This is a genomic window from Bacteroidota bacterium (genome assembly GCA_041658205.1).
In the GTDB taxonomy this organism is placed as follows: Bacteria; Bacteroidota; Ignavibacteria; order UBA10030; family UBA8401; genus UBA8401.
Genome location: JBBAAO010000002.1, coordinates 271,204 through 297,496 on the forward strand (window position 1 = coordinate 271,204; position 26,293 = coordinate 297,496).

Annotated in this window: 25 protein-coding genes; 22 read left to right on the forward strand and 3 right to left on the reverse strand. The window is 41.5% G+C overall.

What is annotated here, in order from left to right; genetic code table 11:
• Positions 1–35: 35 nt before the first annotated feature.
• From WDA22_13000 to WDA22_13095, 20 genes are all read left to right on the forward strand, one after another.
• The gene (locus WDA22_13000; protein ID MFA5834387.1) at positions 36–2,684 is read left to right on the forward strand and encodes a sensor histidine kinase KdpD; all 2,649 of its coding nucleotides are present in this window, start codon (positions 36–38) and stop codon (positions 2,682–2,684) included.
• Between the two features lie 4 nt (positions 2,685–2,688).
• Positions 2,689–3,384, forward strand: a complete 696-nt coding sequence (locus WDA22_13005) for a response regulator (GenBank protein MFA5834388.1) — start codon at positions 2,689–2,691, stop codon at positions 3,382–3,384.
• A gap of 47 nt (positions 3,385–3,431) precedes the next feature.
• The gene (locus tag WDA22_13010; protein MFA5834389.1) at positions 3,432–3,887 is read left to right on the forward strand and encodes a GNAT family N-acetyltransferase; all 456 of its coding nucleotides are present in this window, start codon (positions 3,432–3,434) and stop codon (positions 3,885–3,887) included.
• Positions 3,888–3,904: 17 nt separating this feature from the next.
• Positions 3,905–4,558 carry a hypothetical protein gene (locus WDA22_13015; GenBank protein ID MFA5834390.1) on the forward strand — a complete coding sequence of 218 codons (654 nt, stop codon included), beginning with the start codon at positions 3,905–3,907 and terminating at the stop codon, positions 4,556–4,558.
• A gap of 145 nt (positions 4,559–4,703) precedes the next feature.
• The gene (locus tag WDA22_13020; protein MFA5834391.1) at positions 4,704–4,952 is read left to right on the forward strand and encodes a hypothetical protein; all 249 of its coding nucleotides are present in this window, start codon (positions 4,704–4,706) and stop codon (positions 4,950–4,952) included.
• 472 nt (positions 4,953–5,424) lie between these two features.
• Positions 5,425–6,363, forward strand: a complete 939-nt coding sequence (locus tag WDA22_13025; GenBank protein ID MFA5834392.1) for a phosphate/phosphite/phosphonate ABC transporter substrate-binding protein — start codon at positions 5,425–5,427, stop codon at positions 6,361–6,363.
• Between the two features lie 2 nt (positions 6,364–6,365).
• The gene (locus WDA22_13030; GenBank protein MFA5834393.1) at positions 6,366–10,256 is read left to right on the forward strand and encodes a PAS domain S-box protein; all 3,891 of its coding nucleotides are present in this window, start codon (positions 6,366–6,368) and stop codon (positions 10,254–10,256) included.
• Between the two features lie 157 nt (positions 10,257–10,413).
• Entirely contained in the window at positions 10,414–10,848 is a 435-nt protein-coding gene (locus tag WDA22_13035) for an SRPBCC family protein (GenBank protein ID MFA5834394.1), read from the forward strand.
• A gap of 58 nt (positions 10,849–10,906) precedes the next feature.
• The gene (locus WDA22_13040; protein ID MFA5834395.1) at positions 10,907–11,524 is read left to right on the forward strand and encodes a YdeI/OmpD-associated family protein; all 618 of its coding nucleotides are present in this window, start codon (positions 10,907–10,909) and stop codon (positions 11,522–11,524) included.
• 186 nt (positions 11,525–11,710) lie between these two features.
• Positions 11,711–12,697: a sugar phosphate nucleotidyltransferase gene (locus WDA22_13045; protein MFA5834396.1), complete on the forward strand. Its 987-nt coding sequence runs from the start codon at positions 11,711–11,713 to the stop codon at positions 12,695–12,697.
• Positions 12,698–12,856: 159 nt separating this feature from the next.
• Positions 12,857–13,333, forward strand: coding sequence for a putative metal-dependent hydrolase (locus tag WDA22_13050; GenBank protein ID MFA5834397.1), 477 nt, complete (start codon positions 12,857–12,859; stop codon positions 13,331–13,333).
• 10 nt (positions 13,334–13,343) lie between these two features.
• Positions 13,344–14,171, forward strand: a complete 828-nt coding sequence (locus tag WDA22_13055; protein ID MFA5834398.1) for a GDSL-type esterase/lipase family protein — start codon at positions 13,344–13,346, stop codon at positions 14,169–14,171.
• Between the two features lie 236 nt (positions 14,172–14,407).
• A complete protein-coding gene (locus WDA22_13060) occupies positions 14,408–15,640 on the forward strand; it encodes an efflux RND transporter periplasmic adaptor subunit (GenBank protein ID MFA5834399.1) in 1,233 nt (410 codons plus the stop codon).
• A 421-nt stretch (positions 15,641–16,061) separates the two neighbouring features.
• Positions 16,062–16,739, forward strand: coding sequence for an ABC transporter ATP-binding protein (locus tag WDA22_13065; protein ID MFA5834400.1), 678 nt, complete (start codon positions 16,062–16,064; stop codon positions 16,737–16,739).
• A gap of 14 nt (positions 16,740–16,753) precedes the next feature.
• Positions 16,754–17,917 (forward strand): FtsX-like permease family protein, encoded by a 1,164-nt coding sequence (locus tag WDA22_13070; GenBank protein MFA5834401.1) that lies wholly within the window; start codon positions 16,754–16,756, stop codon positions 17,915–17,917.
• A 67-nt stretch (positions 17,918–17,984) separates the two neighbouring features.
• The gene (locus WDA22_13075) at positions 17,985–19,157 is read left to right on the forward strand and encodes an ABC transporter permease (GenBank protein ID MFA5834402.1); all 1,173 of its coding nucleotides are present in this window, start codon (positions 17,985–17,987) and stop codon (positions 19,155–19,157) included.
• Between the two features lies 1 nt (position 19,158).
• A complete protein-coding gene (locus WDA22_13080; GenBank protein MFA5834403.1) occupies positions 19,159–19,392 on the forward strand; it encodes a CDGSH iron-sulfur domain-containing protein in 234 nt (77 codons plus the stop codon).
• A 125-nt stretch (positions 19,393–19,517) separates the two neighbouring features.
• Positions 19,518–20,375: an NAD(P)-dependent oxidoreductase gene (locus tag WDA22_13085; GenBank protein MFA5834404.1), complete on the forward strand. Its 858-nt coding sequence runs from the start codon at positions 19,518–19,520 to the stop codon at positions 20,373–20,375.
• A complete protein-coding gene (locus WDA22_13090; GenBank protein ID MFA5834405.1) occupies positions 20,372–22,267 on the forward strand; it encodes a hypothetical protein in 1,896 nt (631 codons plus the stop codon). The genes WDA22_13085 and WDA22_13090 overlap by 4 nt, the downstream gene beginning before the upstream one ends.
• Positions 22,268–22,354: 87 nt before the next feature.
• Entirely contained in the window at positions 22,355–22,765 is a 411-nt protein-coding gene (locus tag WDA22_13095; protein ID MFA5834406.1) for an ATP-binding protein, read from the forward strand.
• A 121-nt stretch (positions 22,766–22,886) separates the two neighbouring features.
• Here WDA22_13095 and mdh read toward each other — a convergent pair whose 3' ends face one another.
• The 3 genes from mdh to rplU all read right to left on the reverse strand — a co-directional run bounded on the left by mdh (position 22,887) and on the right by rplU (position 24,608).
• Positions 22,887–23,807 (reverse strand): malate dehydrogenase, encoded by a 921-nt coding sequence (gene mdh, locus WDA22_13100; protein MFA5834407.1) that lies wholly within the window; start codon positions 23,805–23,807, stop codon positions 22,887–22,889.
• A gap of 211 nt (positions 23,808–24,018) precedes the next feature.
• Positions 24,019–24,273: a 50S ribosomal protein L27 gene (rpmA, locus tag WDA22_13105; protein MFA5834408.1), complete on the reverse strand. Its 255-nt coding sequence runs from the start codon at positions 24,271–24,273 to the stop codon at positions 24,019–24,021.
• Between the two features lie 26 nt (positions 24,274–24,299).
• Positions 24,300–24,608, reverse strand: coding sequence for a 50S ribosomal protein L21 (gene rplU / locus WDA22_13110; protein ID MFA5834409.1), 309 nt, complete (start codon positions 24,606–24,608; stop codon positions 24,300–24,302).
• A gap of 183 nt (positions 24,609–24,791) precedes the next feature.
• Between rplU and WDA22_13115 the strand changes: the two genes are divergently transcribed.
• On the forward strand, positions 24,792–25,403 hold the full coding sequence (locus WDA22_13115) for a Crp/Fnr family transcriptional regulator (protein ID MFA5834410.1): 612 nt from the start codon (positions 24,792–24,794) through the stop codon (positions 25,401–25,403).
• Between the two features lie 127 nt (positions 25,404–25,530).
• On the forward strand, positions 25,531–26,268 hold the full coding sequence (gene ric, locus WDA22_13120) for an iron-sulfur cluster repair di-iron protein (protein ID MFA5834411.1): 738 nt from the start codon (positions 25,531–25,533) through the stop codon (positions 26,266–26,268).
• Positions 26,269–26,293: the final 25 nt, after the last annotated feature.

Here is a 26,293-nt window from a genome sequence, read left to right on the forward strand (position 1 = left end):
TGAACTTAGATGAATGAATCACTATATTCAATCCTATGGACACACCTTCTCAATATCGTCCCGATCCTGATGCTCTTCTCAATGCACTAAAAAAAGAAGAAGAACATTCCAAACATGGAAAATTAAAGATCTTCTTTGGAATGTCCGCCGGCTCCGGTAAGACGTATGATATGCTGAAATCCGCTCACGAGACGAAAGCAAAAGGGATCGATATTGTCATTGGCTATATTGAAACGCATAAAAGACTCGAGACAGAAGCACTTGTTTCCGGTCTGGAAGTCATTCCAAGAAAAAAAATCGAATATCGTGGCGTTGCAATAGAGGAAATGGATCTTGATGCAGTAATCACACGAAAACCGAAAATTGTCCTTGTAGATGAACTCGCTCATACCAATGCGCCGACAAGCCGTCACAGCAGACGGTATCAGGATGTGTTGGAACTGCTTGAACACGGAATTGATGTGCATACAACGCTTAATGTTCAGCATCTCGAGAGTCGCACGGATACTGTTGCACAAATCAGCGGATCGATTGTTCGCGAAACAGTTCCGGATTCTATCTTTGAACAAGCAGATGAAGTTGAACTGATCGATATCTCCCCGGAAGATCTTCTGAAGCGTCTAGAGGAAGGCAAGGTGTATACACCGGAACGTTCCCGACAAGCAATCCAGAATTTTTTCCGCAAAGGCAATCTTACTGCATTACGCGAAATGTCTCTCCGACTCACAGCAGAGCGGGTTGACCACCAATTGCGCGATTATATGCAATCAGAACGGATTACGGAAACATGGAAGTCCGGTCAGCGTCTGCTTGTCGGCATCGGTCCGAGTCCGTCCACTGTCTCTCTTATCCGATGGGCGCGGAGAATGGCATACACATTGAACGCAACGTGGATCGCCGTCTATGTGGAAACATCCAAGAAGATTGACGATGAAGCAAAGAAACAACTGAACAACAATATTAAACTAGCAACCGATCTTGGTGCAGAGATCATCACAACAACGGATGAAGATGTTGCAACGGCATTAGTGCGAACGGCACACAAAAATAACGCTACACAGATCCTGATCGGAAAAACAGCAAACCGTTCTTTTCTTGTCTCTTCATTGCTTGACCGAATAATTGAAAAAAGCGGCGATCTGGACGTGTATGTCATCGGTGAACATGATAATTCAAAACAACAAGCTCAAAAATTCTCCATTCCGGAATTCCACTCGGGAATTGCGCAATACGTATTTTCAGCGCTCATAATTTTTATCTCCGCACTCATCTGCTATCCTTTTTCGGTATACCTAGGCTACCAAACCATTTCACTCATTTTGTTATTGATTGTTGTTCTTCTGCCGCTCAAATTCGGCGTCGGTCCCGTTCTGCTTGCTGCTGCAATGAGTGCAATGCTCTGGAATTTTTTTTACATTCCTCCGCAATTTACATTTGCGATTGGTCTCACGCAGGATATTCTGATGTTTCTTGCCTACTTTGCAATCGCAGCGGTTACCGGAACGCTCACCGCACGCATCCGTGCACGGGAACGGACAGTACGCCGGAGGGAAGAACATTCTTCCGCTCTTTTTTCTCTTACCAAACAATTGACCATTGCAAAAACGCAGGATGAAGTTGCCGATGCGGCCGTGAAAAACATTTCTACATTCTTTGCTTCCGACGTTTCGATTTTCCTCAGTCAACCGGATGGGGATATTTTCACTGCGGCACATCGTGCTAGCATGTATGCCGTTGATGAAAAAGAGTTCAGTGTAGCTGCCTGGGCGTACTGGAATGAAAAAAAAGCAGGAAAATTTACCGATACACTTCCTTCCTCCGAATCGACCTATTATCCGATCTCCGGACCTCGGTACCCACTTGGAGTGATTGGAGTAAAGAACAAGAACAACAACAAACAATTCACGTTGGAACAAGAAACTTTGTTGCAGAATTTTATCGCCCAGATTGCCTCTACACTGGAACGGGAACAGTTAAATGAACTGGCCAAACGAACTATCGTATATGCAGAATCTGAAAAATTATACCGGACATTGTTCAATTCTATCTCTCATGAACTTCGTACGCCGATCGCCGCTATCATTAGTGCTGCTGAATCGTTGTCTACCGATCATCAAAAAGAATTTGTCGGCGAGATCCATACTGCAGCCGATCGGCTAAACCGGCTTGTAGAAAATTTACTGGATATGACACGTCTTGAATCGGGACAACTAGCACCGAAACTCGACTGGTGCGATGTCAACGATCTCTTTCGCTCTTCGGTTCAAAAATTGAAAAAAGAGCTTGCACATCATACCATAAAGATTGTTGTGCCGGACGGAATGCCGTTTGTTAAACTTGATTTTGGCTTAATGGAACAAGTTTTTACAAATCTATTATATAATATTTCGCTCTATACCCCTTTCGGAACCACTGCCGTTCTGATGGCAAAAATGGAAGAAAAAGAATGTACTTTTACGATATCGGATAACGGTCCCGGTTTTCCGAACGGCACGCTAAAACATTTGTTTGAAAAATTTTACAGAGTGCCCGGATCACGAACGGGGGGAACCGGTCTGGGTTTATCAATTGTCAAAGGATTTGTTGAAGCACATAAAGGAACGATCACTGCTGCAAACGGATTTAATGGTGGTGCAGAATTTACTATTTCAATTCCAACAGATACACATTTTTCGAATTTGTAAATCTATGTCTTTAGGGATTTCCATATTAATTGTTGACGACGAAGTTCAGATGAGGCGTTTGTTGCGTACGACCCTTGAAAATGAAGGATACAAAATTACTCTGGCAGAAAATGGATCGGATGCCATCCGGTTATCCGAATCAAACCGTTTCGATCTGATTATTCTGGATCTTGGTTTACCAGATTTCGACGGTATTGTAGTGTTAAAAAAAATCCGCACATGGGCTCGTTATCCTATTATTATTCTTTCGGCAAGGACTGAAGAACAAGAGATTATATCGGCACTTGATGCTGGTGCAAATGATTATCTCACGAAACCGTTTCGAGGTGGTGAATTGATCGCCCGTATTCGCACGTCACTCCGTATTTTTAATTCTTCTGCGAAAAAGGAATCGAAGATTGTCTTTGGAGCCATTAGCGTTGATCTTGAAGCACACTCTGTAACCAATAATACGGAATTGATAAAACTCACTCCGACAGAATTTTCACTGCTGGCATTATTCATCCGTAATGCCGGTAAAGTGCTCACGCACAACTTTATTTTGCAGCAGATTTGGGGTCCGAAATTTGAAGGGGAGTCACAATACACTCGCGTTTATATCGGGCAGTTGCGAAAAAAAATGGAAGACGATCCAAACAACCCAAAATATTTTATCACGGAATCCGGAATCGGATACCGCTTATCGATTGATACAGAATAATCTTTCCTTGCACACCAATAAGTCCTGTCGTAGATTTGTAGTAATCTATGAACTCACTTCAAACAATCCCAGTCAGTTCAAACGATATTGATCAGCTTCTTATTTTTATGGAGCGGTTCTATGCCGTCGACGGTTATCTGTTTAATGCAGAACAAACTCGCTCATCTTTAAAAGAATTTATTTCAAACTCAGATAGAGGAATGATCTGGATCGTGAAAGAGAAGAATATTCCAATCGGGTATATTATTCTTGCAATCATTTACAGTTTTGAATTCGGTGGACGGAATGCTTTTATTGATGAATTCTATCTTGAAAATGAATTTCGTGGAAAAGGAATTGGTAAGAAGGTGATGGAATATATTACTGAAGAAGCGAAACAAATGAACATTAAAGCGTTGCATTTAGAAGTTGAACATCATAACGAAAAAGCAATACATCTATACCGAGCATTTAAATTTCATGAACATCATCGTATCGTAATGACAAGAATGATTAACGAATAATTGATTTTGGAGAATCCATGTTCATCGGACATTTCGCAGTAGCATTAGCGGCAAAAAAAACAGCGCCAAAAACATCGCTTGCAACATTATTTGCCGCAGCACAGTTTGTGGATCTCTTGTGGCCCATCTTGCTTTTGTTTGGATTGGAACATGTTCGCATTGATCCCGGAAATACCGCAATGACACCGCTCGATTTTTATGATTACCCAATCACACACAGTCTTGTTGGTGCGATTGGTTGGTCTGTATTGTTCGGTGCCGCATATTATTTTCGAAGAAAACTTAGGCGGGAAGCGATTATTGTTGGGCTTCTTGTTTTTAGCCATTGGATTCTTGACCTTGTCACTCATCGTCCTGATCTGCCGTTGCTGGGAAATGATTCTGTGAAATTTGGAATGGGAATGTGGAATTCATTTGCCGCTACGGTAACCGTTGAATCGCTGATGTTCATGGGCGGTGTGTGGCTGTATATGAGAGCGACTCAGCCAAACAATAAAATTGGAACGTATGCATTTGCCGGATTAGTTGTATTTATTTTGTTCATTCACATCACAAATATCTTTGGCCCACCGCCGCCAAATGTACAAATGATCGCTATTGCAGGAAACGCATCATGGCTCTTTGTTGTATGGGGATGGTGGATTGATAAGAATAGAACCAGTAAAGCATAAATGCGGTTCAACATAAGTAAAATTGAAATTTGCACGAATGCATAACCGATAGAGGGCAATAAGTGATTGTGATAATTTTGTGATGTTCTAATCGAAACGAGTTTGTATTTTTGTCGGTACAATTCTTAAAGAGAGGAAATTGATTATGCCGCATTATCTTGTTGTTTCGCCCCACACCGAAGAGGATTGTTCGAAAGTTGTCAAACTCACTTTGGCGATCGGCTATTTGACTCATTATTACTGGGGGTGTAAATCGGGGGATCACTGTGGTTATGCGATGATCGAAGCGGACAATCGACAAGAAGCGCTCCTTTCGGTTCCCACTGTTATCCGCGAAAAAAGTAAAGCCTTGCCAATCGAACAGTTCGACCCTAACGACGTTCAAGGTTGGTAAAAATTATTAATACCAATTGAAAATAAAAAAATGCGGAACTGCATATGCAGCCGCATTTTTTTTCTTCTACGTTACATTCACCTTAGTATCATAAATCAGATGGATAATATTTTATTTGCACTAATGTGAGCCACGCTATCTGCAGTATGCTGTCACCGAAGGAAAAAGATACAAAAAAAGATGTTTTTCAAATCACTTTCTGCTAAAGAATGCTCTACAAATTTAAAAGAGAAAAAACTCTTAATTCATTTGTAACGTATTTTAATATAAAACCAATCCACAGAAAAAATTGTCCAAGTGTAGAACACAAGCTCATTTGTTTTTGTTGTCACAATTTAATTACCTTACAAAGGCTGTAGAATTATTTTGATGAATAACGATGTGCACCTTCCTTACAGTGTAACAGACAATGTGAAAACTACAGTAGTTCACAATCATTGGTATTCTCTCTTTCAAATTGAGGGAAAGTGTGATGAAAAACCAATCGGTTCTTTTTCTTCGATTGATACTGATCTGTACAGTGATATCATCCATCAACTGTGATAGGCCGGTAAAACAAGAAATTGTACCGCAATATAGTAAAGAACCGACACTACAAACTGCACATGTCAACTACATCTTTGCAATCCACCCCTTACATAATTCGCATCGTTATTTTGAAGTATATCAACCCTTAGTGGATTTTATCAATCGTTCTACCAAAGAATTTTCCATTCAACTTGAATCCTCAAAAGATTATGCTCATTTCGAAGAAAAACTAGTGAAGAGAAGATTCCATTTTGCGTTACCCAACCCGTATCAAAGTGTGCAGTCATTGAAACAGGGATATCTCATTTTCGGAAAAATGGGTGATGATGAACAATTCCGTGGAATTATTGTTGTTCGGAAAGACAGCCATATTCAATCCATGAGAGATCTCCGTGGAAAAGCAATCAGTTTTCCATCGGCCACAGCTCTTGCAGCGGCAATGATGCCAAAATATTTTTTAAAAATGAACGGCCTGGATGTTGAAAAAGAGGCCGATTGTCGCTATGTGGGTTCTCAGGAATCTTCGATTATGAATGTTTTTCTGGGAAAAACTGTTGCAGGATGCACTTGGCCGCCCCCCTGGAAGTCGTTTATCAAAGATCATCCTGAAGTGGATAGTGCGGTCACGATACAATGGCAGACAGATCCCTTGATCAATAATGGTTTGGTAGTGCGAGATGATGTCCCGGAACGACATCGAAATATTTTTGCGGACATATTGTTTACTCTTCAAAAACACCAGGAAGGGAAAGAGATACTTAATCGAATCAATCTTTCCCGGTTTGTTGCCATTTCACAGCAGCAGTACATTTCGCGAGTGAATATTTTTTTACGGAAATATGAACACGAATTCGGATCATTGCCTGAAATCGGAGGAAAATAATTATGCAAAAATTCTTTCGATGGATCATTGGAAAATCAATTCGTCGGCAGCTTATTGCCGGCGTAGCCATAGTGCATTTAGTGTTGATGTCCATTTTTGTCTACGATTTAACACAACGGCAAAAATCATTTCTGTTGGAAAAAGCAAATGAGGAAACACAGTTTCAATTAATGATCCTTGTTTCAAGCAGCAAAGAGTATATGCTCACCCACGATCTTATTGGGCTGCAGGAAGTATTGGAGACTTTTTCGGAAAATCCTGCCATTAGTTATGCAATGATTATTACTCCCGACGGACACGTGCTGAGTCATTCGGATAAAAGCAAAAGAGGATTGTATTTAAAAGATCCTGTAAGTCTTACCTTTCTCTCTGGACCTCCGGTAACAACAAAACTTGATTCTTCTGAAAACAGGATAGAATTGGTCGCACCAATTTTTGAAAATATTACTCAGTTGGGTTGGGCACGTATTGCAAGTGATCTTTCTTCAAATCAAATACATGTTGAATATGTTAATCGGACAGGAATACTGTACACCATACTGGCAATTATTATTGGAACGTTATTCGCATTCGGGCTTTCCAAAATTATATTGCGACAGCTGCAGTTGTTAATGCAGGGAGCGGAACGATTTGGAAAACATCAATTGAACGAACCAATTCCGATTGTTGCCGATAATGAAGTAGGTGTTGTCAGTGTTTCATTTAACGATGCAATGCAGGAACTTGAACATCAAAGTGTTCTTATCCGCAAGAGTGAAGAAAAATACCGTTTGCTTTCGGAAACAGCAAAAGACATAATTGTCGTTTATAATCTGAAAGGAAAAATATCCTATATCAATGCTGTTGGATTGGAGAGAATCGGTCTTACAGAACTCAATTATCAAGGAAGGGATCTCTTTGAATTTATTCCGGAAGAATATCATGCAGGTCTGAAAAAAAATATTAAAGAACGAATGGAAGGTTTTAGGGGAAATAGACTTACGGAAGTTGAATTACTAACCGTACGGGGTAATCGCATTCCTATTGAAGTCAGTACAAGTCCGTTGGTGGTTAATGGTCATATTGAAAGTTTATTGTCTGTTGCTCGCGATATTACCGAACGCAAGCGTGCGGAACGGAAACTGCAAAAATTAAATCGTTTGTACGCAGTAATAAGCCATATCAATCAAATGATTGTCCGCGCACAGGAAGAAGAAGAAGTGTACCGACAAGCGTGTTCCATTGTTGTCAACTTTGGAAATTTCCAAATGGCATGGATAGGATTGGTCAATGATCAAACAGGTGAGGTCGCCCCTGTCCAATGGGCAGGCGTTGAAGACGGATATCTTTCCTTAGCAGAAAAATTTTCAATCAACGAACATGAACCATGGGGGCAGGGACCAACAGGAACCAGTATTCGTGAAAAACGGATTATTTTTTGTAACGATATTGCTAACGATCCGATGATGAAGCCGTGGAGGGTGCATGCGCTTGCACGAAATTATCGATCGTCTATTGTGTTGCCGATACGTCGATCGGAGAAGGTGATTGGCGCATTTGCCATATATGCTTCGGTGCCAAATTATTTTACAGAAGAAGAAATTACCTTGTTGACCGAGGTGACAGAAGATATTTCGTTTGCAATTCAAAACATCAAAATAAAAGGAAATCAAAAAGCTGCGGAAGTGGCTTTGCGTGAAAGCGAAGAAAAATTTCGCTCCCTGTATGAGAACAGCGTCTATGCCGTCTTGTTAACCGTTCCCGACGGGAGAATAATGGGAGCAAATCCTGCTGCATGCAAAATATTAGATATGACAGAACAAGAGATTTGTGCATTGGGTCGAAGCGGTATTACCGATCAATCAGATGTGCGGCTCATGCCGGCAATCAATGAACGTACATCGAAGGGTAAATTTAACGGTGAAATAACGTTTATTCGAAAGAATGGTGAAAAATTTCCCTGCGATGTTTCGTCTGCCGTATTTACGACGAAAGACGAACATTTGTGGACATGTACAATTTTCCGTGATATCACCGATAAAAAACAAGCAGAATTGGAGCGTGAACAATACTTTAAATTCTTCCAGACTTCTACGGATATTATGGTTATTGCAGATCCTAAAGGGTGTTTTAAAAAAATAAATCCTTCGTGTCTTCAATTGCTCGGATATTCTGAAGAAGAACTTCTCTCAAAACCGTTCATGGATTTTATTCATCCTGACGATCGACAACGAAGTCTCGATGAAGTAACGATACAAATGCAGAGAGGTTTTACCCTCAACTTCGAAAACCGATATTTATGTAAAAATGGTTCATTTTTATGGCTTTCATGGATTGCTACGTATAATGCATCAGAAGGTGTTACCTATGCTACCGCGCGCGATATTACCGAACGTAAACGGACAGAAGAACAACTTCATATCTTTTCGAGCGCAATTGAACAGAGCACAGTGAGTATTGTTATTACCAACACCGAAGGTACTATCGAATATGTCAATCCCAAATTTTTACAGATCACAGAATACTCTCTTGATGAAGTTTTAGGGAAAAAACCAAACATCTTAAAATCCGGACACACATCATTAAAAGAATATGAACAGTTGTGGAAAACAATTACTTCAGGGGGCGAATGGTGGGGTGAATTTTTGAACATTAAAAAAAGTGGCAAAGAGTATTGGGAGAACGTTTCCATCTCTCCGGTAAAGAATGATCAAGGAATCATCACGCATTTTCTTGCAATAAAAGAAGACATTACAGAAAAGAAAAAACTTCAGGAACAATTTGAGCAGGTGCAAAAGATAGAGAGTCTGGGCACACTTGCCTCGGGTATTGCACATGATTTTAACAATGTTCTTGGCATTATTTTGGCTTATGTCGGTTTTATGGAACGATCTCAATCTGATGCACAAAAGTCTGCATCAAGTTTGAAATCGATTAAAAAAGCGGTTGAACGCGGCGCAAATCTGGTAAAACAAATTCTCACCTTTGCACGAAAAGCGGAAACAACTATTTGTCCGATTGATGTTACGGAATTGATCAACGAAATTATTTCTATGCTTCGTGATACCTTCCCTAAAACGATCGTCATCAAAGCGCTGATCGAATCGGATGTGCCCTATATTAATGCAGATCGTACAAAAATTCATCAGGCAGTAATGAATCTTTGTGTAAACGCTCGCGATGCAATGTTAAACGAAGGGGTGTTGACTATCTGTGCAAAGAGTATCAATCAAGACAATCTTTCTCAAAAAGTACGCAATACAATTTCGGGTAACTGTGTTGCGCTAAGTGTTTCGGATACAGGAACGGGCATGGATGAAAACACCCTTCAGAGAATATTTGATCCGTTCTTTACAACAAAAGAAAAAGGAAAGGGGACAGGATTGGGTTTGTCGGTTGTCTATGGGGTGATCGAATCGCACAAAGGATACATCGATGTCGATAGCAAAATAGGGCATGGAACAACATTCACATTGTATCTTCCACTTGCTGAGGACGAGCAATTATCGTTACCATCGGAAGACTCTAGCAGCATTCAAATCCGCGGCGGCACGGAGACAATTCTTGTTGTTGAAGATGAAGAAATGTTGATTTCCATGGTAAAAATTCTTCTTGAATCCGAAGGGTATACCGTTATGGAAGCCCATAATGGAGAAGAAGCGGTGAACATATTCCGGGAACACAAGGATACGATAGATCTTGTGTTAACGGATATGGGACTTCCGAAACTTTCTGGTTTTGATGAATTTATGGCAATGAAAAACATTAAACCCGGTGTAAAAATTGTTTTTGCAAGCGGTTTTTTTGATCCGGCGGTTAAAACGGAATTAGATAAGAACGGAGCGAAAGCATTTATTCAAAAGCCATACGATCGTATTGAGGTTTTAAAAGCACTCCGGCAATTGTTGGATTAAATGCTATATATCCTTACTATTGGCAAATGGTCTTTTGTGCTGGGCGGATGTATCAATGTATAATTAGAAAACATTTTTCAAACGCACAAAACAATGTTGTATTTCGTGAAATGGAAAATCGAAGACCACACAAATAATCATTTACAGCAAGGGTCTGATGATGACAAAACCATTGACAGCAATAATCACAATCAACATCAATGCCGATTCGGAGGTAGTCTGGAAAGCGTTAACCGATCCCGAATTGATCAAACAATATTTTTTCGGTACGCAGGTTGAAACAGACTGGAAAAAAGGAAGTCCTATCTACTTCCACGGTGAATGGGAAGGGAAGAAATATGAGGATAAAGGTACCATTCTCGATATCCAACCGGGAAAATTTATAAAGTATAATTATTGGAGCTCAATGTCCGGAACTCCGGATATTCCTGATAATTATGCGAACATCAGCTACGAATTGATATCGAAAAATAATATTACCACCCTCACCATTATACAAGATGGTATCAAAACGGAAGCAAACAAAACCCATAGCGAACAAAATTGGCTTACGGTCATGGGTGGAATGAAAAAATTAGTGGAAACAAAATAGGTGTTCACTGGAATATAACAATACGTTGAGTTTCGAATTTTTGTAAAAAAAACTACGCATGGCAAACAAAGATAAACGGATCGATACATACATCGCTTCCTCTCAACCTTTCGCACGTCCAATCTTAAAACATTTGCGCGCACTTGTGCATACGGCATGCCCCAAAGTTGAAGAGACAATAAAATGGGGATTTCCCCACTTTGATTATCGTGGAGAGATGATGTGCAGTATGGCATCCTTTCAACGCCATTGTGCATTTGGTTTTTGGAAAGCATCGCTCATGAAAAACAAAAAACTCATGGCTAATGCTGCTTCTGAATCTGCCATGGGCCATTTGGGAAAAATATCTTCGCCGGACGATCTACCTTCTGATAAAGTGATGATTGCCTATGTGAAGGAAGCGGCAAAATTGAATGATGAAGGAATAAAAATTAAAAAGGTTTCATCGAGCAGTGCAAAAAAAGAACTTCTCGTCCCTGATTACTTTGTTTCCGCACTGAAAAAAAATAATGAAGCTGCGGCAACGTTCGAAAATTTTAGTTATTACAACAAAAAAGAGTATGTGCAGTGGGTGACCGAGGCAAAAACTGAAGAAACCCGTGAACGCCGTATTGCTGCTGCGGTCGAATGGATCTCGGAGGGGAAAGTCCGAAATTGGAAATATCTTAAAAAATAATCGAAACATTTCACCTCCCCGTGATTGACTTTTTACACCCCATGTGGTACACTTCCTTTAGATGAGAGAACGCTATTCCGACATTGCTCCTCTTATCACCCCGTCTCGTAACAACAGTGCTTTGTAATCCGGATATAAATATTTTTATCGCGTTCTTTTTTTCAAACACGGCGGAAAGATACAATCATGAAACAAGCGCCTTGGTTGAACACGATACAACCCCAGACAGATCATCGATGGGGAGTAATACTAGCGGGTGGAAACGGCGCGCGTTTGCAGCATTTTATCAAATCGAGATTTGGGGAAAATCGCCCAAAACAGTATTGTGCTCTCATCGGTAAGCGATCGATGCTTCGCCATACGATCGATCGTGTCGCACCGCTGTTTACTTCTGATCATCTTTTTACTACCGTCAGTGCTCAGCATCTTACCTGGGCATTAAAAGATCTCTCCGACCGACCGAAAGGAACGATGATCATTCAGCCGTTCAACCGAGAGACGGGACCTGGAATTTTATTACCGCTTCTTCATATTCATCACGCCGATCCGCAAGCGATTGTCTCCATGTTTCCCGCCGATCATTTTATATTACAGGAAGAACGGTACAGAACATTTGTTGTAGCCGCTAATGAGTACGTCTCCCGGCATCCTGATCATGTTGTTGCGCTCGGCATCGCACCAAGTTCTCAACAGTACGGATACGGCTGGATCGAAAAAGGAGATCGGACAAACTCAGAAGGAATTTCACACGTCAGACGATTTTGGGAAAAGCCCGATACGCAATTGATGCAGTATTTGTATGAAAAAAAATGTTTATGGAATACGATGACTCTCGTCGGCACATCAATGAATCTTTTACATTTGTACGAACGGCATATGAATGAAGTGTTTGTTTCGTCTCAACAGATTGTTCAATCGATTGGGACGACTCTTGAATCTGAAGTGACTGAACGAGTGTTTTCAACGATCCCATCGGTAAATTTCTCTCATCGTATTTTGGAACATATTCCCGAAAAAATGTTCGTTCTTCAAATGAACGGAATTTACTGGAACGACTGGGGTGATGAAGAACGGATTCTCAATGACATTGATTTTCTTGAGCACCAGGATCAGTCGTTAAACAGTGAAAAGGACTTTGTAACACAGAAAAACCATGCAAAAATATCTCCGTGAACCGGTAACACGAACAAGTGTGCATCTCCATAGCGCCTGCCTTTCACCAATCTGTAGAAATTTCTAATCTCTTATTTCCTGTTAGCTTATCTCGATTTCATTCTCTAACTTTGTCAAATTTTATTATCAACACATTTGTACCGTGAAAGGAACAGTGGTATGCCAACAATGGAAGAACGGAAGATGATGATTCAAAAGATCAAGTCGCTTCCCGGTATCCTCGATGCTACCGTGGATGGATTAAGCGACGCTCAATTGGATACACCATATCGTGAAGGAGGGTGGACAGCACGGCAGGTAGTGCATCATTTATGTGACTCGCATATGAACGCATTTCTGCGTTTCAAATGGATGTTGAACGAAGAACATCCAAAAATCAAAACGTATGATCAAGACAAATGGGCAACATCTCCCGAATATAAGCTCCCTGTCCTGGAAGCACTTCATCTTCTTCGCGGATTACATGAACGTTGGGCCACAATGTTGGATACAATCGATGAACAAGGATGGAGCCGCACGGCTGATCATCCCGAAAACGGCACTGTTACTTTGGATAAAATGCTGCAAATTTATTCCAATCATGGAGAAAAACATTGCGGACAAATCATGGGACTCCGCGATAAAATGGATTGGTAAAGCACAACACATGATTGAAAAGAATCTTGTCCGAGAGTGTAATGGCGTTGTTCGGCATCCCGAACAACGAGACACTCGGACAACACGAAAGATCGATCCTTCATCAACCACCTTATACAACAGGTGTCATATCAAACAGATCTTCTCCAGTATTCTTTGTTTGTTGTTACTGTTTGGATGTTCTTCTCGCGAACAAACAACGAAATCATCCGAAAGGATTATTTTTTTTGGCGATTCCATCACTGAACTTGGAATAAAACCGAATGGTTATGTAAGCCTTGTCCATGATTCACTGAAGACAATCGGATATCATTATGATGTGATCGGTGCGGGAGTCAGCGGAAATAAAATAAACGATCTTCTTGACCGTGTAGAAAAGGATGTCATTGCTAAAAAACCTTCCATCGTTGTAGTGTATATTGGTATCAACGACGTTTGGCATTTTGCATTCGCATCACGAGGACTGACAGGTACGCCGAAGAACAAGTTTGAAGAAGGATTGAAGAATCTGATCTTGCAGATACAATCAAATGGCGCAAAAGTGATCCTGTGTACTCCGAGTGTTATTGGAGAAAAGAATGACGGTTCAAATCCAAATGACATTTTGCTGGATGAGTACAGTGCAATCTCCAGAAAGATTGCCGCTGAAACAGGATCTACTCTGTGTGATTTACGGAAAGAATTTCTATCGTACCTTCATCATTATAATCTTTCCAATGCAGAACAAGGAATTTTAACGTATGACGGTGTACATTTAAATGATACCGGTAATCATTTTGTTGCGGAACAAATTGTGAAAACACTCGATGGATTAGGACTGTTCTTTCCGCAACGATAGGCCATCATGTTCTGCAAGAAAATGTTATAGTTATTCACCTTGTTTTTTCCCCCACTCACCGAAAATCATTCAAAAATCAATCGAAGGCATAGTATTTTATCCGCGAAATAATGTACCTGTTAAACATTTCAACAGTTCGTTGCCTTTTCCTTCTAAATTAGGGATATTAACAGATAATTTTACGAAAGAATTTGTTCTTTTTCATGCTATAGGAAAAAGGACAGGAAAATAAGAATATGTCAGATAATCAACATACAGACCTTTCATTTTTGAAGATTAATCGTAATGAATCTCAAGAAACAAAATGGGGATCAAAGCAAACCATTATTTTCGGATCGTTGGCAGGAGTGCTTGTCTTAGCAATTGCGCTGAGTATCATTCTGGGATCCGGTGTTTCAACAGAAGTAGTCGAACTCGGTACCGTTGTTATGACAACGCCCGGTCAGGAAAGTGCAGTGCTTACTGCCAGTGGTTATATTGTTGCACAGAGAAAAGCGGCAGTGGCTTCCAAAGGAACCGGAAGACTTGAATATCTCGGCGTGATTGAAGGAGATCGAGTGACGACTGGTCAGATCATTGGGCGATTAGAGAACAGCGATGTACAAGCGACGCTCGGTCAAGTAAAGGCGAGTTTGAATGTAGCAAAAGCCGGATTGGAAAATGCAAAAGCGGAATTGGAAGATGCGGCAGCAAATTTTGAACGGCAAAAAACATTGTTTGCACAAAATGCTATTTCCCGTGCAGATTATGACGGAGCAAATGCTCGCCATAAAAGAGCCATATCCTCTGTAACCTCTGCAGAAGCATCTATTAAATATGCCGAAGCAAATATACGCGCGGCCGAAGTGCAGCTGGAATATACACTCATCCGAGCTCCGTTCGATGGTGTTGTGCTGACGAAGAATGCAAATGTCGGCGAAGTTATTTCTCCTTTTGGCGCCGCTGCCGGTTCGCGGGGAGCTATTGTTTCCGTTGCAGATATGACATCATTGGAAGTAGAAGCCGATGTATCCGAAGCAAATATAGAAAAAATCAAAGAAGGATTTCCCTGCGAAATTACGCTTGATGCGTATCCCGAACGCCGGTATTCTGGATATGTTAATAAAATTGTTCCCACCGCGGATCGTGCTAAAGCCACCGTATTGACAAAAGTGAGATTTAAAGATCGTGATGAACGCGTACTTCCCGAAATGCGTGCAAAAGTGAATTTTCTGAAAGAAGCAAAAGAACAGAATCCAAAAAATTCTGCACCAAAAATTTCCGTCCCTGCATCGGCGATTGTTACTCGAAATGGTCAGAAAGTAGTTTTTGTTGCGCAGGGTGAAACGGTGGTAGAAACTGCAGTAACGCTCGGCGAAATCATGGGAAATCGGATAGAAATAAAACAAGGCGTAACGCCGGGACAAAAAGTTGTTCTGCGTCCATCGGAAAAACTTTCCACGGGAACAAAATTCACAACGGGTGAATAATAAACACATGACCGTCATGGAATCACTCTGCTGTCCAAAAATAAATCGTAAGGAAAACCAAAATTGGCTATAGAACTTCAAATTGGTCAAATTTATTTTGATAACAAGTAGTAAACCTCTTTTGTTATATAGTAGAGATCGTATAAAAGTGCGTGGGGGCGAAATTTAGGAGGACTGAGCGAATGGGAAAGCGATGAATGACGGGACTTTTGATGGCGCGATTCGCGCCATCAACGGGCAAGAGCGAATGGGATTCATCGCGTGCGTTAAATTTCGCAAGGAGTTCTTTTGCTTCTTTTCTTGCTCCGTCAAGAAAAGAAGGAAGTGAAGATTCTTATTGTTTTTATCTATGTATTTTGGACAAGACTGATGGAATCACTTGAATTAATTTTTTCTATTTATTCACAAATCATATATACTTATGTCAACATTAGTTGAAGTAAAAAACGTTACCAAAGTGTACAAACGGGACACGCTGGAAATTCCCGTCCTTCAAAATATCTCATTGGATGTTCCCGAAGGGGAGTTTCTTGCGTTAATGGGGCCTTCCGGTTCCGGAAAGACGACACTGCTCAATCTTATTTCCGGCATTGATCAACCAACCGGCGGTTCTATTATTGTAGCAGGTACCGATATTGCAAAACTGAATGAATCTGCTCTTGCAAAATGGCGGTCACATCATATCGGATTTGTTTTCCAGTTTTACAATCTGCTGCCAGTGTTGACGGCATATGAAAATGTTGAGCTGCCGTTGCTATTGACGAATCTTTCAAAGAAAGAAAAGAGGGAACGCGTTGAAATGGTGTTAAAGGTGGTTGGTCTTGAAGACCGGATGGATCATTACCCGAAACAACTTTCCGGCGGACAGCAGCAGCGCGTTGCTATTGCGCGCGCAGTTGTTTCCGATCCGACATTGATTATCGGCGATGAGCCGACAGGGGATTTAGACAGAAAGTCGGCGGAAGAAATTCTTATTCTTCTCGGCAGATTGAACAGCGAATACAAAAAAACAATTATTATGGTCACACATGATCCGCATGCGGCGGAAAGTGCGCATAAAATTCAACATTTAGATAAAGGCGAATTGAAAGTGAATTAATCTCAAGGCAGATCATGAAAATCCTCAAACTTATTTACAAAAATCTGCTGCGGCATAAACTCCGCAGCCTTCTCACCATTATGGGAATTTCGATCGCCGTGCTGGCGTTCGGTCTTCTCCGCACCGTTGTCACCGCTTGGTCGTACGGTGTTGAAGCTGCCTCGGCGGACCGGTTGATAACACGGCACGCAGTAGCGTTCATTTTTCCTCTACCGTATTCGTACAAGAGTGAAATTGAAAATATCTCCGGAGTAAAAAAAGTCTCTTTTGCTTCCTGGTTCCAAGGAATTTATAAGGATCAAAGTTTTGAAAATTTCTTTCCTCGACTAGCGGTTGATCCCGAAACAATCTTTGATGTCTATTCCGAGTTTATCGTCCCGCCAGATCAATTGGCTGCATTTAAGAAGCAGCGGAATAGCTGCGTTGTCGGGAAAAAATTGGCAGCGCAGCATGGATTCAAGATTGGTGATGTTATTCCCGTCAAAGGAGATATCTATCCGGGAGATTGGGAGTTTACGGTTGTCGGCATTTATGCAGGGAAAGATAAAACTGCAGATGAAACGCAGATGTTTTTCAATTGGGAATATCTGAACGAACGGAACCGTCAAACAGGATCGTTTGCTATCGATCAAGTGGGGTGGTATATCGTTCAGATTAAGAATGCTAATGAGGCCGCCACGCTTTCTGAAACAGTTGATGCTCTTTATGCTAACTCGAGTGCAAGGACAAAAACAGAAACGGAAAAAGCATTCCAACAAAGTTTCGTTTCACTCTCTGGTGCGATAATCACATCCATGGAAGTGATTTCGTATGTGATTATTGGTATCATTTTAATGGTACTTGCAAATACTATCATTATGGCGGCACGTGAACGGATACGCGAATATGCAGTGTTAAAAACACTTGGATTCACCTCCTTTCATGTTGTCGGATTGATTGCAGGAGAATCGCTCTTTATTTCCCTTATCGGTGGCGGAAGTGGACTGCTGTTGACATTTCCCGTTTGTCAGGGATTTGGAGAGGCATTTCCAACAATGTTTCCTGTCTTTGAAGTACAGCAGGCAACAATTGCAATGGCGATAGGATTTTCACTTCTTGTGGGAGTTATTGCCTCTGTGTTTCCGGCATATCGTTCCGCCCACATGAAGATCGTCGACGGCTTAAGACAGATTGGATAATCACATAACGGTACGTCCTGATAATTTCTATCGAGATGCATTGAAGGATTAACAAAACTAAATTATTATGAAAATTCCAATATCATACAACATTCGAAATCTTTGGGCAAGACGATTAACAACAGCTCTCACCGTATCCGGTATTGCACTTGTTGTGTTTGTTTTTGCCGCTGTGTTAATGCTGGCACAAGGAATCGAAGATACTCTTGTTGCAACAGGATCGAACGATAACGTTATAATTCTTCGCAAAAGTTCACAAGGCGAGATGATGAGTGCCGTCAGTCGCGATCAGATCGGAATCATTTCCACTTTTTCGGAAATCAGTGTTACGCAGGATGGGAAACCATTCGCAACATCCGATGTCGTTACACTCATCAACCTGAATAAAAAAGGGAGCAATGATATGGGCAACGTATCGGTTCGGGGTATTTCAACCGGTGCCTTTGCATTGCGTCCTCAGGTTCAGCTCAAAGAAGGCCGCTGGTTCAAGCCGGGATCGTACGAGATTGTTGTCGGCAATAAAATCCATGATCAATTCAAAGATATCGAAATCGGACAATCGGTAAGGATCGGATCGAAATTATGGACAATTGCCGGAGTGATTGATGGCGGAAAAACGGGATTTGCCTCTGAGATCTGGGCAGATGCTGATATTGTGATGACCGAATTTAACCGCAGCACGACGTATTCCTCATACACGTTTAAATTAAAAAATGTAGAAGACTTTGAGATTTTAAAGACAAAATTGGAAACCGAACAGAGACTGCAAGATCTCGAAGCAAAGCGTGAACAGGATTTCTACCTGGAACAATCAAAATTCATGGCTGCCTTTATTAAAGGACTCGGGATTTTTATCACCGTTATCTTCAGTTTTGGTGCTATGATTGGCGCCATGATTACCATGTATGCATCCGTGGCAAATCGAACGGTAGAGATCGGAACGTTGCGCGCTCTTGGATTCCGGCGACGAAGTATTCTGACAGCATTTCTGATTGAAGCCCTAGCGTTAGCATCGGTCGGCGGCATTATTGGATTGATGCTTGCATCGTTTATGCAATTCGTGTCATTCTCTACAACAAACTTCGGCACATTCTCGGAGTTGGCATTCGGTTTTTCGTTGTCGGCAAGTGTTATTGGGTGGACAGTAGTTTTCTTTCTTTTTATGGGAATTCTCGGCGGATTTTTACCGGCGGTTCGTGCTTCACGTATGAACATCATCAATGCATTAAGGGCATCATAATATGGCAACAAAAATAGTTGTGAATAATAATGGAAGTTACCGCATTGAAGGTGAGGATATTGAGATCGTCGATATGAATGGAAATCGTTTTAATCTAAATGGTCGCACTCGGGTCTCTCTTTGCCGATGCGGTCTCAGCAAGACAAAACCATTCTGCGATGCTACTCATAAAACAAACGGATTCCAATCAGTTTGTGAGGCGTACGAGCTTCCGCCTATTACACCTAAACAATAATCTTCTGGCATGTATTTCCTATTGATGCCAATACTATTAATTACTGCAGTTTGCTAATCTTCCTTGTTTAAACTCCGTTTAAAATAAAAAATGTTCCTATATTGAAGAAAATGGGAGTATTGAACATGAAGATTCTTGTCACCGGAGGAAGCGGATCTGTCGGAAAATATATTGTCGATGAACTGCTGCAGCATGGGCACACTATTGGAGTGCTCGATCTACATTCTCCAAAACAAAATAATGTTACTTTTCATAACGTTGACATACTCATTCTTGGTGATGTTGAACGAGCAATGAAGGGATACGACGTTGTTGTTCACACTGCCGGAATTCCTCACCCTTTGAATGATCCAGCAGAGAGAGTCTTTAATGTAAACGTTAACGGCACATTTAATGTGCTTGAGTCTGCCGTGCGAAATGGAATCAAAAAAGTTGTCTTTACCTCAAGCGAATCCACACTCGGTTTTGCATTTATGACGAACCGCATGGTTCCGGAATATATTCCGATCGACGAACAGCATTTGATGCGGCCGCAAGATCCGTACGGATTAAGCAAAGTGATCGGCGAGCAGATCTGCCGAACATATTCCGCCAAATATGGGATTCGGACAATCTGTTTGCGCGAGCCATGGATCTGGGTTCCGGAGGCGGAACAACTTCCATTTTATAAAAAGTTGGTAAACGAATATCACGATTGGCATAAGAATCTTTGGACCTATGTGCATGTGTACGATGTAGCTCAAGCACATCGCCTTGCCATTGAAAAGGATTTGGAGAATCTCCACGAAATATTTTTCATCACCGCTAAGGAGAATTGGACCGGCAAAAATTCTCAAGAGCTGTTGCATCAGTTTTATCCCGAAGTAACGAACTTCTCTAAGTCATTTTCAGGCCCATCCGCATTAATCTCACATGAAAAAGCACGCCAGATGCTTGGCTACCAACCGCACTATGCAGTTCAAGATTTATTTATGAAACAATGAAGTTTTATACTTTTATAGTATTGTTATTGTTTCCCTTTCTACTATCGGCACAATCCGAATTCAGTCGTTTATTACCAGGACTGCCTGATTCCAACACAACTTCGCTTCGTTTTGAACGGAATGTGAATACGTATTTGTGGAATGCAGACGCAAAATATCAGTATGACGATTCCGATCTCTTTATCCTTTTCAATGAAAAATTCATCTCATCATTCATTCGCAGTACGTTCCGGTCGTTTCGCGATGATCAAAATATTTCATTGAGTGCTTCCAAAAAAATCTCCGATCCATTTTCTCTTGCCATTGAAACGCAGTCATTCATTCTTTCGGATAATCAAACGCTCGGCAGCAGCAATGCCGGAATACACACCGGGCTCTTCGGAATAATCTATAGACCCGAGAAAAATATTTCCATAGCTCCGCTTCTTGGGATGCGGTACGATAAACAACAGGGGGAGGAAGATGATGGATTAAATTATCGATTCTATGCAAATGCGGATTCGTTGACAGCAGCAGGATATCGGGCAGGATTTTCTGCACATCTTAATCAGAGCGATCTTGGCGCACGGCATTTCAAGAATGACAGTGCGGGCTTGAACATTGCTACACAATTTACGCAAGGATCTACAGATAGCGTTCGTGTACATTGGATCAACAATCAAAGCGATTTTTATATAGCTGCATCCGATACTGTCAAAAGCGTCTTTGGTGTATCGTCCAATATTCGATCACGTATTGAACAGCAGTATGGTGTTGAAAATATCCTTGCGTACGACGTCGGTAAAGGTTTTGGATCAGAATTAACAATGAATGTTCAATCCCGTTCCATAAAAAATGCGTTTCGGTACAATGTGTTGAGCGATCTTTCTTCCATCTCCTTCAATACAACGGTGAAAGAGTTCCATCTGGAGGGGGGACTCAGATTGAAATATGTAACACAATCCATATTTGCTTCACTCGGATTTTCCATCGCAGAGCGCGATGAAAAACATCTGATTGAAAAATTGGATAACGTGGATAATAATTTTCAGGAAAATCGTTCCCGCCAGGAATCCCGACTGGACAACACCGCCTTTCGCAACATGATCACTGCATCCCTTTACAGTGATCTTACATCCCGCGATAGGATTTCGTTTTCGAGTTCAATCAGCATATTACGATACGACACACCCGATTCTGTCAACACAGATGATCGTGACGAGTTATTGATTAATGTGTCGTTAAATGAAACTCATCGTTTTAGTTCAGTATTTTTTGCTTCAGTAACAGCAGAAGCCACCGTGGCACATCTTGTCTATCTTTTGCGGGATAAAAGCGCCAATAATAATTGGAACAGAATACTGCGTTTGACACCAGATATGACATATTCTCCGACTGATAACATTCGCATGTTTAATGCGTTCGAAGTGCTTGCCAATTATACCGTCTTCGATTTTGAATCGTTAATTCCCACGGTAAAAAGTTATTCATACAGACAAGTTGCATTTCTTGATTCAACCTCGTATGATATGACAAAGCGGGTCGGTTTCGACATGGTTGCCTATGTGCGGGTGTTCGAACGCGGAGAATTGCATTGGCAGGAATTTTCTGAGCGTCCTCTGCAACGGATTGAAGAAGTGACTTTTTCGCCGCAGTTGCGATATTCATTGGATCAACGCTGGTTTTTTTCTGTTGGCTTCCGTTCGTTTGCACAAAAAAAATTCAAATATGTGAGCAATCATCGTCAGTTTGAAAGTACATATTTGAGTGCCGGACCGACAACCAGTATTGCCATCAGACTTTCATCACTTTCCCTTGTTGAGATCCGTGGTTGGAAAGAGTTTCAGCGTCTCAGCAGCGGAAGAATTCAAGAATATTCAAACATGATGATGAATGTGCGGTATTATTTTTAATCAAAGTAAGCGTTAATAATCACGCCGAAGATATCGAAAGGATATCCGCGGGGATTTTCAAAATTCCGATCAATCGTTGAACGAACAATGGCAGCCAAAGACCAACTCTATCAACTTTCCATTCCCAGCAGCCGCAAGAATATTAATCTTGTGGAAGAATTCTTTCGTACAATGAACGATAAATTCAAACTACCGGAAGAAAAATTGCACGCACTGCTTGTTTCGGTAACAGAAGCGGTGAATAACGGCGTGATCCACGGTAATAAGAATGATGCATCAAAATACGTGATGCTGAGTTGTTCCATGAAAGGAAAAACACTCACCGTGAAAGTGAGAGATGAAGGAGAAGGATTCAAACCCGAGACGGTTGCTAATCCTCTTCATGAAGAAAACCTGCTCAACACCGGTGGACGAGGAGTGTTTCTGATGAAAGCATTTATGCAATCAGTGCAATATAATAAAAAAGGAAACGAAGTGACGATGGTGATGAAGTTGTAGAAGCGGATGGTTAGATAACAAGGTGAGAGTATCGAACAAAAACGCCCCGTCCCGAAGGAGTCCCTTCGGGACGGGGCGTTTTTGTTTTATCTGATGTCTGAAATCTAACAATCTGTTTTTGCTATTTCACTTTATCCATATTCACTTTTACATCTTCGGCAGATTTCTTCAACGCGGCAGATTCTTCCGCAGTCAATTTAATCTCGATGATCTTTTCCATTCCTTTGCGTCCTAGTTTTACCGGTACACCGACGACAGTATCGTTAATACCATATTCGCCATTTAACATCACAGCGCAGGGGAGAATCCGTTTTTTATCTTTCACAATGGATTCAACCATCTGCACCGCAGCAGATGATGGTGCGTAAAATGCACTTCCGGTTTTCAAATAGTTTACAATTTCAATTCCACCATTTTGAGCGCGTTTAACAATTGCGTCGATCTTTTCTTGCGACATCAATTCTGTCAATGGAATTCCGGCAACGGATGTATAGCGGGGAAGTGGAACCATTGAATCACCATGGCCGCCAAGAATTAATGCGGTAATATCTTCAACCGATACGCCGAGTTCCATTGCGATGAATGTACGATATCGCGCGGTATCTAGAACGCCAGCCATACCAATGACTCGTTCGCGTGGGAAACCGGATGCCTTTTGCGCCACATACACCATCACATCTAACGGATTGGAGACAACAATCAGAATAGCATTCGGCGATTTTGCACAGACTTGTTCGGTAACGGATTTGATGATACCGGCGTTTGTGTTTAATAGATCGTCCCGGCTCATTCCCGGTTTGCGCGGGATGCCGGCGGTAATCACAACAATATCCGAACCAGTTGTTGCATCATATGTGTTCGTTCCTGTAACCACTGTGTCGAATCCTTCCACCGGTGCGGATTCGTACATGTCAAGCCCTTTTCCTTGCGGTACTCCTTCAACGATATCAACCAAGACAACTTCGTTAGCGAGTTCTTTTTCTGCGATACGCTGTGCGGCAGTTGCACCCACATTGCCTGCTCCGATTACGGTAATTTTCATAGTATTCTCCTGGTATTAATAATGCTTCATAAATTTCGTCCTATCCGCAAGCTTTTGACGGATACCCATTTTTTAGATTCCCTATAGAAATTTTTCCTGAAAGGATTTCTCCAGGACGGGAATGACGATGATTGATTGATGCTTTTCTAAAATAAAAAAGCGTCCACCGGAACGGACGCTTTGAACAACATAAACTCTATACACGCAAAACTTATGCGATGATAATCGAAACCGCCTGGCGTGTTTTGCTGATCATATGGAACTTCACGCGTCCTGTTTTCAGTGCAAACAAGGTATCGTCGCCGCCCCGACCAACATTATCGCCCGGGTGGAATTTTGTTCCGCGTTGACGGATCAAGATTTCACCAGCATTGACTAATTCTCCGCCGAAACGTTTCACACCAAGACGCTGCGCATTACTGTCGCGTCCGTTCTTAGTACTTCCGGCCCCTTTTTTATGTGCCATGGTTCAAACTCCTCTAAATCTTAAACTTAATTGATAGACGTGATTTCAATTTGGGTGTATTGCTGACGGTGTCCGCGTTTTACGCGATAGCCTTTACGGCGTTTTTTCTTGAACACAATCACTTTGTCGTCCTTGCTATGGGCAAGAACTTTTGCTTCTACTGAAGCCCCTTTAATCACCGGGTTTCCAACGGTGACCTTTTTGTCGTCCGCACGAAGCAACACATTATCGAACGTCACAACACTGTCAACAGCATTATCGAGTTTCGACACATAGAGTTTTTCCGAGGGATTCACTCTGTATTGCTGTCCTGCAATTTCTACTACTGCGTACATTGTAAATCTTCCTTCCATTCTAACGGTGAATCTGTAATTCAAATTTGGACTACAAAAATACAAAAAATGGAGGCACAAGTCAATGAAAAACTCTATGGTCGTTATATGCAAAACCAACACTCCCCTTGATTTTTTCGGAAGTGCAATCTTGGGAAATTGACCGATTACTGTTATTTTACTCACATGATCAACGAATCGCTCCTCACACAATACCACGCTACAATTATTTCGCTGAGAAAAGGCGGCATGCTTTTTCAACAGGGAGAACTTTCCACCTCGTTCTACATTGTAAAATCGGGAAAGATCAAGATGTCCAATTACAGTGAAGACGGCAGAGAGTTTGTGCAGGGATATTTCACTGCTGGGCAGAGTTTCGGTGAACCACCGTTCTTTTCCAAGGGATCGTATCCAGCATCTGCCGCAGCAACGGAAAAAACCGAAGTCTGGAAAGTTGGATACAACGATTTTCTTCAATTGCTGAAAGATAATTTCCCGATCCATCTTGAAATCACGAAAACACTTGGAACTCGACTGGTCTATAAATCCACTATGTTGTCGGAACTTGCCATTGAAGAAGCTGAGCATCGCTTACTCACATTAATTCGCTATCTTGTTGACCATGAAGCCCCGTACGGGAAAACATCCGTAAAACTCTCTTTTACCCGCCAACAGTTGGCCGATATGACCGGACTCCGTGTTGAAACCGTGATCCGGTCCATCAAATCTCTTGAACAAAAACGGCAACTGGAGATCGATACCGAAGGGAAAATCATTTGGACACAGATTTCCAAATGATGTTCCAGCTGTGCTGGGTCCATCCCTGAAGAAATTTTCACCATTATGACATATATCATAAGCTCCCTATACGGATTTCCGTTTATATTGACACCATCAAATCAGACAATTTTATCCGGGAGAACATATGATATCTTCATCGCTACAAACGAAATCTCTGAAAGAGATCGTTACTGACAATTTTCATACAGCAGCAGTGTTCGAAAAATATTCGCTTGATTTTTGCTGCCGCGGTGGAAAGACGATCGACGAAGCATGTAATGAAAAAGGGATCGACCCCGCATCAGTTTTGAACGATCTTTTATCTGTTGAAAAGACAAATGCAGCTCCGCTCATACCATTTTCGGAATGGGAACCGGATGTCTTGTGTGATTACATCGTGAACAACCATCATTCCTATGTGATGAAAATGATTCCTGTGCTCTATACTCACACAAAAAAGATCGCTGCGGTCCACGGTGCCAACCACCCCGAACTGCTGAAGATCGCGGATCATTTTGAAACAGTCGCGATCGAATTACAGCAGCACATGAAAAAGGAAGAACAAATGCTCTTTCCGTTCATTAAAAAGCTATACGTTTCCAAGAAACACAATACTTCAACAGTCCAGGCTCCGTTTGGCAGCGTACAAAACCCCATCCGCATGATGGAAGAGGAACATCAGAATGCCGGTGATGAGATGTATTCTATCCGCTCGCTCAGCAACGGTTACACCGTGCCTGCGGATGGATGCACAACATACCGCATCACCTATCAGGAACTTCAGGATTTTGAACATGATCTCCATCAGCATGTGCATCTGGAAAACAACATCTTGTTCCCGAAAGCAGTTTCGCTGGAACAAGAGATGATCTCGAAAAATTAAATAAAATCATTTTCAAAAAAGGATT

What these genes read in the sequence shown, in the direction of transcription:
- WDA22_13000 (MFA5834387.1), top strand. Translation starts at nt 36, where the DNA reads ATGGACACACCTTCTCAATATCGTCCCGATCCTGATGCTCTTCTCAAT.
- WDA22_13005 (MFA5834388.1), top strand. Translation starts at nt 2,689, where the DNA reads ATGTCTTTAGGGATTTCCATATTAATTGTTGACGACGAAGTTCAGATG.
- WDA22_13010 (MFA5834389.1), top strand. Translation starts at nt 3,432, where the DNA reads ATGAACTCACTTCAAACAATCCCAGTCAGTTCAAACGATATTGATCAG.
- WDA22_13015 (MFA5834390.1), top strand. Translation starts at nt 3,905, where the DNA reads ATGTTCATCGGACATTTCGCAGTAGCATTAGCGGCAAAAAAAACAGCG.
- WDA22_13020 (MFA5834391.1), top strand. Translation starts at nt 4,704, where the DNA reads ATGCCGCATTATCTTGTTGTTTCGCCCCACACCGAAGAGGATTGTTCG.
- WDA22_13025 (MFA5834392.1), top strand. Translation starts at nt 5,425, where the DNA reads ATGAAAAACCAATCGGTTCTTTTTCTTCGATTGATACTGATCTGTACA.
- WDA22_13030 (MFA5834393.1), top strand. Translation starts at nt 6,366, where the DNA reads ATGCAAAAATTCTTTCGATGGATCATTGGAAAATCAATTCGTCGGCAG.
- WDA22_13035 (MFA5834394.1), top strand. Translation starts at nt 10,414, where the DNA reads ATGATGACAAAACCATTGACAGCAATAATCACAATCAACATCAATGCC.
- WDA22_13040 (MFA5834395.1), top strand. Translation starts at nt 10,907, where the DNA reads ATGGCAAACAAAGATAAACGGATCGATACATACATCGCTTCCTCTCAA.
- WDA22_13045 (MFA5834396.1), top strand. Translation starts at nt 11,711, where the DNA reads ATGAAACAAGCGCCTTGGTTGAACACGATACAACCCCAGACAGATCAT.
- WDA22_13050 (MFA5834397.1), top strand. Translation starts at nt 12,857, where the DNA reads ATGCCAACAATGGAAGAACGGAAGATGATGATTCAAAAGATCAAGTCG.
- WDA22_13055 (MFA5834398.1), top strand. Translation starts at nt 13,344, where the DNA reads ATGATTGAAAAGAATCTTGTCCGAGAGTGTAATGGCGTTGTTCGGCAT.
- WDA22_13060 (MFA5834399.1), top strand. Translation starts at nt 14,408, where the DNA reads ATGTCAGATAATCAACATACAGACCTTTCATTTTTGAAGATTAATCGT.
- WDA22_13065 (MFA5834400.1), top strand. Translation starts at nt 16,062, where the DNA reads ATGTCAACATTAGTTGAAGTAAAAAACGTTACCAAAGTGTACAAACGG.
- WDA22_13070 (MFA5834401.1), top strand. Translation starts at nt 16,754, where the DNA reads ATGAAAATCCTCAAACTTATTTACAAAAATCTGCTGCGGCATAAACTC.
- WDA22_13075 (MFA5834402.1), top strand. Translation starts at nt 17,985, where the DNA reads ATGAAAATTCCAATATCATACAACATTCGAAATCTTTGGGCAAGACGA.
- WDA22_13080 (MFA5834403.1), top strand. Translation starts at nt 19,159, where the DNA reads ATGGCAACAAAAATAGTTGTGAATAATAATGGAAGTTACCGCATTGAA.
- WDA22_13085 (MFA5834404.1), top strand. Translation starts at nt 19,518, where the DNA reads ATGAAGATTCTTGTCACCGGAGGAAGCGGATCTGTCGGAAAATATATT.
- WDA22_13090 (MFA5834405.1), top strand. Translation starts at nt 20,372, where the DNA reads ATGAAGTTTTATACTTTTATAGTATTGTTATTGTTTCCCTTTCTACTA.
- WDA22_13095 (MFA5834406.1), top strand. Translation starts at nt 22,355, where the DNA reads ATGGCAGCCAAAGACCAACTCTATCAACTTTCCATTCCCAGCAGCCGC.
- mdh (MFA5834407.1), bottom strand. Translation starts at nt 23,807, where the DNA reads ATGAAAATTACCGTAATCGGAGCAGGCAATGTGGGTGCAACTGCCGCA.
- rpmA (MFA5834408.1), bottom strand. Translation starts at nt 24,273, where the DNA reads ATGGCACATAAAAAAGGGGCCGGAAGTACTAAGAACGGACGCGACAGT.
- rplU (MFA5834409.1), bottom strand. Translation starts at nt 24,608, where the DNA reads ATGTACGCAGTAGTAGAAATTGCAGGACAGCAATACAGAGTGAATCCC.
- WDA22_13115 (MFA5834410.1), top strand. Translation starts at nt 24,792, where the DNA reads ATGATCAACGAATCGCTCCTCACACAATACCACGCTACAATTATTTCG.
- ric (MFA5834411.1), top strand. Translation starts at nt 25,531, where the DNA reads ATGATATCTTCATCGCTACAAACGAAATCTCTGAAAGAGATCGTTACT.